The 12,880-nt window shown below is 22.2% G+C and carries 11 protein-coding genes and 1 tRNA gene; 7 read left to right on the top strand and 5 right to left on the bottom strand.

Features of this window, described 5'->3' with window-relative positions:
* Positions 1-112: 112 nt before the first annotated feature.
* The 7 genes from ACHMP6_RS00300 to ACHMP6_RS00270 all read left to right on the top strand — a co-directional run bounded on the left by ACHMP6_RS00300 (position 113) and on the right by ACHMP6_RS00270 (position 6,343).
* Positions 113-1,297 (top strand): acetate kinase, encoded by a 1,185-nt coding sequence (locus ACHMP6_RS00300; RefSeq protein WP_412097536.1) that lies wholly within the window; start codon positions 113-115, stop codon positions 1,295-1,297.
* Positions 1,298-1,410: 113 nt separating this feature from the next.
* Positions 1,411-1,497, top strand: a tRNA-Ser gene (locus ACHMP6_RS00295).
* 136 nt (positions 1,498-1,633) lie between these two features.
* Positions 1,634-2,500: a thymidylate synthase gene (locus ACHMP6_RS00290; protein ID WP_412097535.1), complete on the top strand. Its 867-nt coding sequence runs from the start codon at positions 1,634-1,636 to the stop codon at positions 2,498-2,500.
* Complete coding sequence (locus tag ACHMP6_RS00285) at positions 2,497-2,997, top strand: dihydrofolate reductase (protein ID WP_412097534.1); 501 nt, start codon at positions 2,497-2,499, stop codon at positions 2,995-2,997. The genes ACHMP6_RS00290 and ACHMP6_RS00285 overlap by 4 nt, the downstream gene beginning before the upstream one ends.
* 273 nt (positions 2,998-3,270) lie before the next feature.
* Positions 3,271-3,843, top strand: a complete 573-nt coding sequence (locus ACHMP6_RS00280) for a lysophospholipid acyltransferase family protein (RefSeq protein WP_412097533.1) — start codon at positions 3,271-3,273, stop codon at positions 3,841-3,843.
* Positions 3,844-4,132: 289 nt separating this feature from the next.
* Positions 4,133-4,654 (top strand): DJ-1/PfpI family protein, encoded by a 522-nt coding sequence (locus ACHMP6_RS00275; RefSeq protein WP_412097532.1) that lies wholly within the window; start codon positions 4,133-4,135, stop codon positions 4,652-4,654.
* 171 nt (positions 4,655-4,825) lie between these two features.
* Complete coding sequence (locus ACHMP6_RS00270; protein WP_412097531.1) at positions 4,826-6,343, top strand: 2-hydroxycarboxylate transporter family protein; 1,518 nt, start codon at positions 4,826-4,828, stop codon at positions 6,341-6,343.
* An 87-nt stretch (positions 6,344-6,430) separates the two neighbouring features.
* On the opposite strand, the gene glnS is transcribed toward ACHMP6_RS00270, so the two are convergent.
* From glnS to gyrA, 5 genes are all read right to left on the bottom strand, one after another.
* Positions 6,431-8,059, bottom strand: coding sequence for a glutamine--tRNA ligase (gene glnS, locus ACHMP6_RS00265; RefSeq protein ID WP_412097530.1), 1,629 nt, complete (start codon positions 8,057-8,059; stop codon positions 6,431-6,433).
* Between the two features lie 32 nt (positions 8,060-8,091).
* Positions 8,092-9,087 (bottom strand): tRNA (adenosine(37)-N6)-threonylcarbamoyltransferase complex transferase subunit TsaD, encoded by a 996-nt coding sequence (gene tsaD / locus ACHMP6_RS00260; protein ID WP_412097529.1) that lies wholly within the window; start codon positions 9,085-9,087, stop codon positions 8,092-8,094.
* 62 nt (positions 9,088-9,149) lie between these two features.
* On the bottom strand, positions 9,150-9,722 hold the full coding sequence (gene tsaB, locus ACHMP6_RS00255) for a tRNA (adenosine(37)-N6)-threonylcarbamoyltransferase complex dimerization subunit type 1 TsaB (RefSeq protein ID WP_412097528.1): 573 nt from the start codon (positions 9,720-9,722) through the stop codon (positions 9,150-9,152).
* Between the two features lie 22 nt (positions 9,723-9,744).
* Entirely contained in the window at positions 9,745-10,245 is a 501-nt protein-coding gene (tsaE, locus tag ACHMP6_RS00250) for a tRNA (adenosine(37)-N6)-threonylcarbamoyltransferase complex ATPase subunit type 1 TsaE (RefSeq protein ID WP_412097527.1), read from the bottom strand.
* A gap of 87 nt (positions 10,246-10,332) precedes the next feature.
* Positions 10,333-12,849 carry a DNA gyrase subunit A gene (gene gyrA, locus ACHMP6_RS00245; protein ID WP_412097526.1) on the bottom strand — a complete coding sequence of 839 codons (2,517 nt, stop codon included), beginning with the start codon at positions 12,847-12,849 and terminating at the stop codon, positions 10,333-10,335.
* Between the last annotated feature and the right edge of the window lie 31 nt (positions 12,850-12,880).

The raw sequence follows: 12,880 nt of genomic DNA, 5'->3' as shown, positions 1-12,880 counted from the left end.
ATTTAGTTTAAAAATTTTATTTTTTTTAAAAAATTAAAAATAAATAAAAATTTTTATTTCAATTCGTTATTGAAATTAAATTTCTTTATAAGAAGGAGTAAATAAAATCTTTATGAAAATAATGTCTGTTAATGCTGGGAGTTCTTCTTTAAAATTTCAATTGTTAAAAATTCCTTCAGAAAAGGTATTGTGCAAAGGTTCAATAGAAAAAATTGGTTCTAAAGATGCTATTTTTAATCTTGATTTAGAAAATAAAAAAAAAAAGAAAATTTTATTTATTAATGATCATCAACAAGCTATTAAAATAATATTAGATAGTTTAATTGAGAATAAATTTATAAATAAATTAGAAGAAATCGAAGGCATAGGTCATAGGATTGTTCAAGGTGGAGAGATATTTAAAAGTTCTGCTATATTGACTGATGAAAATATTGTGAAAATTGAAAAGATAAGTAACTTAGCTCCTCTCCATAATCCTTCTAATCTTTTAAGTATAAAATTGTTTAAAAAAATTTTGCCTAAAGTTTTTCAGGTAGGAGTTTTTGATACTACTTTTCATTCTGATATTCCAGAAGAAAATTTTTTATATGCTATTCCTTATGAATTTTATAAAAAATATAAAATAAGAAAATATGGTTTTCATGGTCTTTCTTATAGTTATATTTCACAAAGAATAGAAGAAATTTTAAATAGTAAAAAATTTAAAATTATTGTTTGTCATATAGGTAATGGAGTTTCTGTTACAGCTATTAAAGATGGTAAATCTATTGATACTTCTATGGGTTTTACTCCTTTAGAAGGTGTGCCTATGGGTACTAGAAGCGGTAATATAGATCCTACTATTATTTCTTTTCTTTCAGAAAAAGAAAATAAAAATGTTGACGAAATTTTAGATATTTTAAATAAAAAATCTGGTTTATTAGGAGTTTCTGGTATTTCTAATGATGCAAGAGATTTAGAAAAAATGATTTCTCAAAATAACGATAAACAAGCTCTTTTAGCTTTTGAAATACAAACAAAAAGGATAGTTGATTATATTTCAAGTTATTATGTTTTATTAAAAGGAATAGATGCTATTGTTTTTACAGCTGGAATAGGGGAAAACTCTTCTTTCGTTAGAAATAAAATTGTTGAACGTTTAGAAATTTTAGGAATGAGTTTGGATCCTGAATTAAATGTTTCTCAAAGTAGAGAAGAGAGAATAATTTCTTCTAAAGAATCATCTGTTAAAATTATGGTTATTCCTACAAACGAAGAAATTACTATTGCTAAAGAAGTTTTTAGATTAAAAAAATAATAATAATATTTAACTAATTTTTTATTTTTTATTGCTTTTTTTATATTTATATTTTTATAAATATAAAAAAAGTATATTTTTAGTTTTTATAATATTTTATAATAGTTATTTTTGGAGAAATACTCAAGTGGCTTAAGAGGCACGCTTGGAAAGCGTGTAGATCAATAGATGCGAGGGTTCGAATCCCTCTTTCTCCGCCATAAAAAATTTTATAAATATAAAACAAAAAATTAATTTTTTTTATTTTTATAAAATTTTTTTCAATGAATTGTTATAATTATTTTTTTCTTTATTTTAAAAAATATTAATAAAATAACGAAAAAAGGATTTCTTAATATGAAACAATATTTAAATTTATGTTCTTTAATATTGAAAAAAGGAATTGATTCTGATAATCGCACACAAGTCAGAACTAAAAGAATATTTGGTCATCAAATGAAATTTAATTTACGAAAAGGTTTTCCTTTATTAACTACTAAAAAAATGTATTTAAAAGCAATTATTCATGAATTAATTTGGTTTATTAAAGGAGATACCAATATTCGTTATTTAGTAAAAAATGATGTTAATATTTGGAATGAATGGCCTTATAAAAAGTATAGTCAATCTGCTTTTTTTAAAAATGAAAAAATAGATGAATTTATTTTAAAAATTAAAGAAGATAAACAATTTGCAATGAAATTTGGTGATTTAGGACCTATTTATGGAAAACAGTGGCGTGATTTTTCAGGTGTAGATCAATTATCTAAAATTATTGAAGAAATTAAAATCAATCCTACTTCAAGACGTTTGATTATTTCTTCTTGGAATGTCCCTTTAATAGAAAAAATGGTTTTACCTCCTTGTCATATTTTGATGCAATTTTTTGTTCAAAAGGATAATATATCTTTACAAATATATCAAAGAAGTGGAGATGTTTTTTTAGGAATACCGTTTAATATTGCTTCTTATTCCTTGTTATTAATGATGGTAGCACAAGTTACCAACTTAAAAGCTCATGAGTTTTGTCATACAATAGGGGATGCACATATTTATTTTAATCATTTAAAACAAGTTCAAATGCAATTAAAAAGAAAACCTTTACCTTTGCCTTTTATGTTTTTAAATCCTTATGTTAAAAAAATAGAAGATTTTAAATTTGAAGATTTTGAGTTAAAAAATTATTGTTCTTACGGTCCTATAAAAGGAGATATTGCTGTATGATTAGTTTAATTGCTGCTTTAGATGGTAATTTTCTTATAGGTAATAAAAACAAATTACCTTGGCATTATAAAGAGGATCTTAATTTTTTTAAACAAAAAACTCTTAATAAAGATGTTTTAATGGGTTTTCGGACTTATGAATCTTTAAAAACATATTATAAAGATAAAAAATTTCCTTTTAAAAATGTTTATATTGCTAGTTTAAGTAAATTTGAAAACAATAAATTATCTGATGGAATCATTATTAATGATTTAAAAAAATTTGTACAAAAATATTTTTATAAAAAAAAAAATATTATAATTATAGGTGGTAGTCAAATTTATAAATTTATTTTACCATATACACACACAATGTATTTGACGCATGTTTTAAGAAGATATCAAGGAGATTCTTTTTTTCCAAATTTTAATTATAATGATTTTCTTATTAAAGAAAAAAAAGTTATAGATTCTTTAATTTTTATAACTTATATTAGCACTAAAAATAAAATTTTATAATATTAATTAAATAAATTTATAAAATGAATGAGGAAATGATGACAAATGTTTAGTTTTATTTTTTGCATATCTTTTATATTTTTTTTTATTTGGCCGTTCGTTGTATTTGAAAATTTCATTATTCAAATATTTTTATTATTTTTTCGTTTTTTTTTAAGTATATTTTTCGCTTGGTTAACAGTATTTTTTGTTTTTTTTATTTGTATGTTCATCATTAGAATATTAAGGGTTGATCATCCTTTTAAAAAAAATGTTATAAAAAGTATTTCTAAATTGATTATAAGATTTTTTAGAATTAACATTAAAGTTCATAATATGCATTTATTTCCTAAAGAAAATAAATTAATTATTTATTCTAATCACAAAAGTCATTTAGATGCTTTTATTATTGCTTCTATTGTCCCTACAGTAGTGGCTTTTTCTCCTAAAGATGAATTATATAAAGGTTTTTTAGGATTTTTTTTGAGTTTTTGTTTTGAATCTACTAGTTGTTTGAAAATTGTTAGAAATAATGTAAAAGAAACTATTAAAAATATTATTAAAGCTTCTAAAAATATTAAACAAGGTTTATCTATGGTTATTTTTCATGAAGGGGGAATTAAAAATAAAAAAAGTGATTTTATAAAAGAATCATTAGATGGAGCTTTTCGTATAACAACTATGAGTGAGGCTGTTATTTTACCTATTAGTTTAAAGGGTGTTTGCGAGATGAGAGGTAAATGTTGGTTTCGTAAGAAAAAAGTAGAATTATTTATTCATCACCCTATTTATTTCGACCAATATAAAAAAGAAAGTACGAAAGATATAAATACAAAAGTTACTAGTATAATTAATTCGGTTTTATAAAAATTTAAAATCATTGAAAAAAAGAAAAACTAATGTTAGAATAATCCTGAAGAATTATATTTATATTACAAATTAAAATTTCCTGTTAGAAAATAAAATTAGTTAAAAATTTTAAAAAAAATAATAAATTTCTGTTTATTAAAAAAATATAAATTTTTTTAATTTAATTTTATTATTATAAAAAAATAAATAAGAAAGGAAAATTCATTTTAATATTATATTTTTTTAAAAAACATTAATTTTTTAATTAATATACTATTTTTTGAATATAAGTATGAAGTATTTTTTTATGAAAAAAGGATTATTAATTTTATATAATTTTTTTGAAGATTGCGAAGCTTTGGTAACAAGAGCTTTATTAAAAAAAGAAAATTTTGAAGTTATAAGTACTACTATAAATGAATCGTTAAATGTTTTTTCTTCTCAAAAACTTCAAGTTAAAGCTGATATTCATATAGACAAAATAAAATTGGATGAATATGATTTTTTGATTTTACCTGGAGGACCTTATGTTCAAATGTTGTTTGAGAAAAATGATTTTTCTCTTAAAAAAATTTTTAACATTATTGAATATTTTGCTAAAAATGAAAAAATTATAGGAGCTATTTGTGCTGCACCTTCTTTTTTAGGTAAATTAAATTTACTTAAAAATCATAAGTTTACTTGTTATCCTGGTTATCAAAAATACATTTATGATGGTTTTTATTGTCCAGAAAAAAGCTCTGTTACTAGTGGAAATTTTATTACTTCTCGCGATCCTAAAACAGTTTTTGATTTTGTTTTTCATTTATTAAGAAAACTACAAAATTAATTTTTTTAATAATTTTTAGTTTATTAATTTTATTATTTATTGTTTGTTTTTTGATAAATTAATGTTTTTTAGTTATTTTAAATTTTAGAAAAAAAATTTTTTCAATTTATAATTATTAATATAAAAATAAAATGTTAAGTTTCGCTTGAAAGGAAATTTCATTAGCACAATATGAAAACAAAAAGTTCAAAAATATCTTGTTCTACTGATGATTGTAATAAAAAACAAGAAAAAATAATTACAAATTCTCCACAAAAAAATACTATTTTAGGATTTCCATTTTCAATAATTTTGTTATTTTGTTTTTTAGGAATAGCTCATATTTATTTATCCTATAATTTCGAAAAAAATACTTTTAATAATAATTTTTGGCACAATGCTATGTCTATGTTATTCTTTATAATGATTTTAGCAGCTATTTTTAAATTTATAGCTGATAGAACTCCTATTATTAAAGATATAGGTGGAAGTGCTATTTTATGTTTATTAGTGCCTGCTTTTTTGTTGAATTATAAATTCTTTCCAGAAACTTCCTGGATTACTCATTTTCAACAAGCTTTTAAAGCAAAAGCATCTTTTTTAAATAGTTCTTCTGGTATTGGATTTTCTGAATTTTTTGTTTCTGCTTTAATATCAGGTAGTCTTTTAAATATTAAAAAAGATATGTTAAACGGAGCTTTTAAAAGATTTTTACCTTTAGTTATGATCTCTTTGATTATTTCTTGTATTTCAGTAGGCATAATGGGTTATTTTTTTAAACCTATTGGTGGAATAAATGGTGTTCAAGGAAGTGATTATAATTTTTTCATAAATTCTATTTTTTATATTTTTGTACCTATCGCTAGTGGTGGATTAACTTGTGGAATAATTCCTTTGACTATGATTTTTTCTCAAGGTAATACTCTTTTCGAAGAAAGATTTAAATCTCATATTATACCTGCTTTATTAATTAGTGGTATTTTTAGTGTTATTTTAGCTGGTTTAATTAAAAAATTCTTAGGAAATACTCGTTTTGATAGCCCAGATGGCAGTTTAGAAAAAAAGTTTATTAATAAACAAAATGTTAATTCCAATAACAAATCTGGCGATCCGCAAGAATCCGAAAGTAAAATAACTTATCCTGGTTTAGCTACTGGATTTATTTCTATTTTTGTTTTATATGTTACTAGTAGTATTTTAAGGAATCTTTTAATAAGATGTTTACCTTTTAATATTGAAAATTATATACCTCCTACTATTATTTTCTTAGTATTGTTAGTTTTATTCTTTAAATTTTGCGATATAGTACCTGCTTATTTTGTTAATTGTACTAATCAAGCTTCTACATTTATAACAAAAACATTTACTCCTACTATTTTAATATTGGTTGGTACGGGTATAGATATTAATAAAGTTATCAATGCTTTTTATAATATTCCGTTCTTAGTTATATGTGTTTTATGTGTTGTTATTACTGCAACATCTGCAGCTATTATAGGAAATAAAATAGGTTATTATCCTGTTCAATCCTCTATTGCTGCTGGTCTTTGTGCTAATAGTATTGGTGGAGCTGGTAATATTGCTATTTTAGAAGCTTCCAAATCTTTACATTTAATGCCTTATGCGCAAATAGCTACAAGATTAGGTGGAGATATAATAGTTATTTTATCTAGTATTTTCTTCCCACTGTTTTACAATATACAAATTTAATATTTATGAAATTTTAATATTTATAAAAAAAAAAAGAAACAAAATTTATAATGAAAATTATAAATTTTGTTTCTTTTTTTTTTAAAATTAATATAATTTTTTTAAAGGTACGATTTCGTTAAAATTTGGTATTTTAGAATTTTTATTTTCTAAATCTAAATGAAAAAAACCTTTCCTAATAAATTGAAATTTTTCGTTTTTTATATTTAAATTTATTTCTTTTTCTATTAAAACTTCTTTTTTTTGCCAAGAATTATGGTTAAATTCTTTAGAAAAATCTTTAGGATTAGTGTTATTAAAAATAGGTTGGAAAAAATTAAAAATAGCTTTTTGAGTATTTTTTTGGTTTAAAAAATGAATAGTGCCGTTCGGTTTTCTTTCGTTAAAACCACTACCACTTTTTGTTTTAATGTCGTATGTAGCTAACACTTCTTTTATTTCTCCTGATTTATCATAGATAATATCAACTGCTTTTATAAAATAAAAATATAATAATCTAACTTCTTCGTTTAAATGTAGTTTTTTAGATTTTTTATCTTTTTTGATTAATTCAAAATCGTTTTTTTCGATATAAATATGTTTTGAAAAAAATATTTTTCTTTTTTCGTTAGGATTTAAATTTTCATTAAACGCTACTTCTCTTATTTCTGTTTTATTTTCAGGATAATTAATTATTGTAATTTTTAAAGGATTTATTATTGAAATCGCTTTTTTAGCTGTTTTTTGCAAAAATTCTCTAACACAAGAATTTAACATATTAATATCTACAAAACTATTATTTTTAGACAAACCAGTATTTAAAATAAATTTTTTAATAGCTTCTGGAGGTAAACCTTTTTTTCTTGCTCCTATTAAAGTTGGCATTCTGGGGTCATCCCAACCTTCAACCAATTTATTTTCTACTAAAAAATTTAAACTTCTTTTGCTTAGGCAAGTGTTTGTTATATTTAAACGTCCAAATTCTATTTGTTTAGGAATATGATTCATTTCTGTTTCTTTTAAAAACCATTTATATAAGGGTCTATGGTCTTCAAATTCTAAAGAACATAAAGAATGCGAAATTTTTTCAATAGAATCTGCTAAAGGATGTGAAAAATCATAGGAAGGGTAAATAAAATGATGTTTTTGTTTAATAGTATAAGAATCTAAAATACGATATATTACAGGATCTCTGAAATTCATATTCGGACTAGACATATCTATTTTTGCTCTTAAAACTTTTTCTTTTTGTTTAAAAAAACCTGATTTCATTTTATAAAACAAATCTAGATTTTCTTCTATGCTTCTGTTTCTAAAAGGAGAGTTTATTCCAGGTTTATTCAAATCTCCTCTATATTCTTTGATTTCTGTTTCTTTTAAATCATCTACAAAAGCTTTGTTTTTTTTAATTAACAAAACAGCTTTTTGAAAAATTTCTTCGAAATAATCTGAAGTAAAAAAAATTTTTTCAGGTTTATAATTTAACCATTTTATATCTTTAGCGATAGCGTCTATGAATATTTTTTTTTCTTTATATGGATTTGTATCGTCATATCTTAAATAAGTAATTCCATTAAAATATTTCGCTAATTCAAAATTTATTATAATAGCTCTTGCATGACCTAAATGCAGAAATCCGTTTGGCTCCGGAGGAAAACGAGTTATTATTTTATTATATTTTTTTTTTTTTATATCTTTCTCTATTATGGTTTTTATGAAATTTGATTCTTTAAGCATTTAATTTTAAATACCCCCTATTTTTAATAATTTTAAAAAAATGAAATATAATTTTCCTTTAAATTATATTTTGTTTCAATTTTATTAATTATTTTGTATTGATAAAAAGCAGCAATTCCTATCATAGCTGCTTGATCAGTACAATACAATTGACTTGGAATTATTATTTCTAAATTTTTAAAATTATTTTTTATTTTTTTTTGTAAAAATTTGTTAGAAGCGACTCCACCTACTATAATTAATTGTTTAATATAAAATTTAGCTATAGCTCTTTTTATTTTTTCTATTAAAACATCGCTAATACTTTCTTGAAAAGAAGCGCATATATTGTTGATATTTTTTGAAATAAAATCTTGGGGTTTTTGAGAAATAAAATTTATAATTTGACTTTTTAATCCAGAGAAACTAAAATTTAAATTTTTATTTTTGAGATAAGGTCTTGTAAAATGGAAAATATCTTCCCCTTTTTTTGCTGTTTTTTCTATTATCGGACCACCTGGATAACTTAGGTTTAAATTTCTAGCAATTTTATCATAAACTTCACCAACAGCATCATCTAAAGTTGAACCTATAGTTTTTAAATTAAAATGATTAGACATATAAATTAATTCTGTATGACCGCCAGAAATCAAAAGAACTAAAGAAGGGAATTTTAAATCGTTTTCGATTTGAGCTGAATAAATATGCCCTATTAAATGATTAACCCCTATAAGGGGTTTTTGGTAGATATAAGCTAATGTATTTGCTGCATTTATCCCTACAAACAAAGAACTTATTAATCCAGGGCCTTGAGTTACAGCTATTAAATCTATTTCTTGAATTTTTAATTTAGATTTATCAAGTGCTTCTTTCAAAATTAAAGTAATATTTTCCGAATGTTTTCTTGAAGCTATTTCAGGAACAACTCCTCCAAATTTTTTATGATATTTTACTTGAGAAACAATAATATTTGATAAAATTTTTTTACCATTTTGAGTAATAGCTATACTTGTTTCATCACAACTTGTTTCAATTGATAGTATATTCATTTTTTAACACCTTTTGAAATCAGTATTTTTTTAAAATTTTGAATTTTAATATTGTTTTAACATTAATTATTATAATATTGTGGAATTAAAAGATGCGGATCGATTACTTTTTCCATATGAAAAAGAATGTTTTTTATCGATATATTAAAATTATTTTGATTTAATGCAAAATGATTAGGAAAATTATTTAAAAAATCTTCCTTATAAATATTTTCGTATAATAAAAATTTATTATTTTTTAAACTTAAACTATAAAAAAAACCATTTTTTGCATAAATTTTAGGAGTGATAGAATGATTAAATTCTTTAAAACCGCTAGATAAAAGTAATAAACTACTTATTTTATATAATTTAATATTCAATTCTAAAGCTAAAATTTTAGATGTAACAACAGCTAGACGTGTACCTATATAAGAACCTGGGCCTATCCCTACAATAATATTACATAAATCTTGTAAATTTGTATTATTGTTTATTAATGTTTGGTGAATTATTGGAATTACGTTAGAAACAAAATTATTTTTATTTAAAAATTTATTAATACAAATTATTTTTTCTTTTTCAAATAATACAACTAATTGCATATCTGTAGAAATATCTATAATAATATATTTTTTTTTATTTTGAATATTCATTATTTGTAAAATCCTTTTTTATTCATTCATAATTTATTTTTTCTTTTAACGAAATATTCCTTGTTTTTTCATTTATAAAAATAAAATTAATTTTAAAATTCCAAAAATTAATCAAATTACTTATGTCTTTACAAGATTCTATTAAAATAATATCGTTTTTTTCAATATTTTCTAATAATTCTTCTATTAAAAAAATTATTGTTTTATCTTCGGTATTTGATGAAATATACCTATAAAGATCTAAATGATATAATTTTCTGTTTTTAGTTTTGTAAATCTTTGATAAAACAAAAGTAGGGCTATTTATATTTTGTTTAATATTCAAATTTTTACCTATTCCTTTTGCAAAAATTGTTTTACCTGAACCTACACAACCTTCTAATAAAATAATAATATTTTTATTTTTATATTTTTTATTATTTTTTATTTTTTCCATAAAAGAAAAACCTTCTTTTTTTGTTTCAGAGGTTTTGTTTGAAATTTTTGTGCCACAATTTATAATTTTATTACTTTTTTTTATCATATTATTAATTTTTTTTGTATTTAATTGTAATATTATGTTTTGTTTTAAAAATAATTTTATATAAAAAATATTGAAGATTTATTTTATTTATATATTATTAATTCCTTCTTCTTCTTTTTTTACTACTACAACGTTAACTAATTTATCATTTTGGTCTAATTTAAACAATATATTGCCTTGTGCTATTTTAGATTTAGTAGTAGGTATTTTATTCATTTCTATTCTTATTACTTTTCCTCTATCAGAAATTAATATTAATTCTTCATCTGATAAAACTGTTTTTAAAGTTACTAATTTTCCATTTTTAGAAGTTATTTTTAAAGTTTTAGTCCCTTTTCCGCCTCTTTTTTGTTTTTTATATTCATTTATTTTAGTTTTTTTACCATATCCGAATTCAGTTACTACTAATATATCTTGTTTTTCTGAAGAAACAATAGAAGAACCAACAACACTATCATTTTCTTCTAATCTCATTCCTATAACTCCTGAACCCATTCTTGTAGTTTTTCTAATAGAATTTTCATTAAAACGAATAGCTTTTCCATTGGAAGCTGCTAAAATAATTTCTTGTTTTCCTGAAGTTTTTAAAACCGATAAAACTTCATCATTGTTTTTTAAAACAAAAGCTCTTTTACCGTTATTTCTTATATTTTCATATTCTTTAATTAAATTTCTTTTAATTAATCCTTTTTTAGTTATTAATACTAAAAAATCATTTACTTGTTTAAAAGATTTAACACTTGTTAGAGAAGTTACAAATTCTCCTTCTTCTAAAAAAATTAAGTTAATTAAAGGAATTCCTTTGGATTGTCGAGAACACAAAGGTATTTGATAACCTTTTAATTGATATACTTTACCTTTATTTGTAAAAAATAATTGGTAATCATGAGTAGAAGTTATAACGAAATGTTCTACAAAATCATTTTCATTAATTTTAATTCCGCTAATTCCTTTTCCACCTCTATTTTGTTTTTTGTAAGTGTCTAAATTTAATCTTTTTGCATATCCTTTGTTTGTGATAGTTATTAAAATACGTTCTTCTTTTATTAAATCTTCTTCTTGTATATCTATATTATTTTCTTTATTTAAAATAGTTTTTCTTTCATCGTTAAATATTTTTTTTATTCTTAATAAATCTTTTTTCAATATTTTTTCTTTTTTGTTTTGAGATTCAATAATACTTTTAAATTCTTTTATTTGTAATAATAGATTTTGTTCTTCTTTTTTAATTTTTTCTATTTCTAAATTAGTTATTTTTTGCAAACTCATGTCTAAAATGTATTTACTTTGAACTTCATCAAAATTATAATTTTCCATTAATTTTAATTGAGCAGTTTTAGCATCTTTTGAATATTTAATTAATTTTATAGCGTGGTCTATATCATTTAATACTTTTACTGAAGCTCCTATTAAATGTTTCTTTGTTTCTGCTTTTTTTAATTCAAATGTTTTTTGTCTGTTTATAACATTAATTCTAAATGAAAAAAATTCTTTTAATATCGTTTTTAAATTTACTAATTGAGGAGCTTTATTGATTAATGCAATCATATTAAAATTAAAAGATGTTCTTATTTGTGAGTATTTGTACAGTTTATTTAAAAAAACATTCGGATTTATATCTTTTCTTAGGTCTATAACAATACGAATACCTTTTCGATTAGAAGATTCATCTCTTAAATCTGTAATGCCGTCAATAATTTTGTCTTTTGCTAAGGTTACTATTCTTTCTATTAACAAGCTTTTTTTAATTTGATAAGGAATTTCAGTTATTATTACAGAATATTTGTTTTTATCATTTTTTACAATATTAGTTTTAGCGCTAATATAAATTTTTCCTTTTCCTGTTTCATAAGCTTCAATTAAATTATTTAATCCAGAGATTTCTCCACCTGTAGGAAAATCTGGACCTTTAATATATTTTAATAATTCTTTTGTATCTATATTTTTATTATTTATATAAGCTATTAAAGCATCTATAACTTCTCCTAAATTATGCGGAGGAATATTAGTTGCCATACCTACAGCAATACCAGAACAACCATTAACTAAAAGATTTGGAAAACTAGTTGGAAGAATAGTTGGTTCTTTTTCGCTTTCGTCATAATTATTAACAAAATCTACAGTGTTTTGATCTATTTCTTTTATTAATTCCATAGCTAATTTAGACATTCTTACTTCAGTATAACGCATAGCAGCAGCAGAATCCCCATCAATTGAACCAAAATTACCATGACCTTGTATTAATACGTAACGAAAATTAAAAGTTTGTGCCATTCTTACCATTGCTTCATAAACACTGCTATCACCATGTGGATGAAATTTACCTATTACATCTCCTACAATTCTAGCTGATTTTTTATATTGACTAGAAGCGACAATACCTAATTCTTTCATTCCGTATAAAATTCTTCTTTGAACAGGTTTTAAACCATCTACTATATCGGGCAAAGCTCTAGATACTATAACGCTCATTGCATAGCTTAAAAATGATTTTTTCATTTCTTCGTTAATATTTACTTTTTTTATAATACCTAAATTGTTTTGGATATTATTTTGGTTATCCATATTATTTAAAGAATTGTTTTTTTTGATTTTTTCTGACATTTTTAATCGCCTTTTTCTGTAAGTTATAATT

Origin of the sequence: Candidatus Phytoplasma palmae, from assembly GCF_046896035.1 — a bacterium.
GTDB classification, from domain to species: domain Bacteria; phylum Bacillota_I; class Bacilli_A; order Acholeplasmatales; family Acholeplasmataceae; genus Phytoplasma; species Phytoplasma palmae.
This window is presented reverse-complemented; position numbering and strand designations above follow the sequence as displayed.

Coding starts and splice junctions, on each gene's coding strand:
- ACHMP6_RS00300 (WP_412097536.1), top strand. CDS start 113: ATGAAAATAATGTCTGTTAATGCTGGGAGTTCTTCTTTAAAATTTCAA.
- ACHMP6_RS00290 (WP_412097535.1), top strand. CDS start 1,634: ATGAAACAATATTTAAATTTATGTTCTTTAATATTGAAAAAAGGAATT.
- ACHMP6_RS00285 (WP_412097534.1), top strand. CDS start 2,497: ATGATTAGTTTAATTGCTGCTTTAGATGGTAATTTTCTTATAGGTAAT.
- ACHMP6_RS00275 (WP_412097532.1), top strand. CDS start 4,133: ATGAAAAAAGGATTATTAATTTTATATAATTTTTTTGAAGATTGCGAA.
- ACHMP6_RS00270 (WP_412097531.1), top strand. CDS start 4,826: ATGAAAACAAAAAGTTCAAAAATATCTTGTTCTACTGATGATTGTAAT.
- glnS (WP_412097530.1), bottom strand. CDS start 8,059: ATGCTTAAAGAATCAAATTTCATAAAAACCATAATAGAGAAAGATATA.
- tsaD (WP_412097529.1), bottom strand. CDS start 9,087: ATGAATATACTATCAATTGAAACAAGTTGTGATGAAACAAGTATAGCT.
- tsaB (WP_412097528.1), bottom strand. CDS start 9,722: ATGAATATTCAAAATAAAAAAAAATATATTATTATAGATATTTCTACA.
- tsaE (WP_412097527.1), bottom strand. CDS start 10,245: ATGATAAAAAAAAGTAATAAAATTATAAATTGTGGCACAAAAATTTCA.
- gyrA (WP_412097526.1), bottom strand. CDS start 12,849: ATGTCAGAAAAAATCAAAAAAAACAATTCTTTAAATAATATGGATAAC.